The 404-nt window shown below is 63.9% G+C and carries 1 protein-coding gene; it reads right to left on the minus strand.

Annotated elements, in window-relative coordinates; all coding sequences use genetic code 11:
* Positions 1-404, minus strand: a 404-nt coding sequence (locus DTW89_RS19180; protein WP_442858124.1) for a P-type ATPase, incomplete at both ends; no start/stop codon positions are given.

A 404-nucleotide genomic window follows, 5' to 3' on the forward strand; every position in this document is an offset into this window, starting at 1 on the left:
CGCCAACCATTTCAGCTTGCGTCCCTCTTCCAGATAGACGCCGCCCTTGATGAGGATGCCGCGCTTCGCGGCGGCCGCCAGGCCGCTCACAATGCTCACCGGCGTCGAGATCACGAGCGCGCAGGGGCAAGCAATCACGAGAAGAACTAGGGCCTTGTAGATCCAGTCCAGCCAAGTCGCACCGAAGACCAGCGGAGGGACGATGGCCACCGCAAGCGCAACCGCGAACACAATGGGCGTGTACAGCCGGGCGAACTGGTCAACGAAGCGCTGCGTGGGCGCTCGACTGCCTTGCGCGGCCTCGACGGCGTGAATGATCCGTGCCAGTGTGGAGTCGCTTGCCGCTGCGGTGACGCGATATTCGAACGACCCGGATTCGTTGATGGTGCCGGCGAACACGGAGT

Origin of the sequence: Acidovorax sp. BoFeN1, from assembly GCF_003345135.1 — a bacterium.
Taxonomy (GTDB): Bacteria; Pseudomonadota; Gammaproteobacteria; order Burkholderiales; family Burkholderiaceae_C; genus Acidovorax; species Acidovorax defluvii.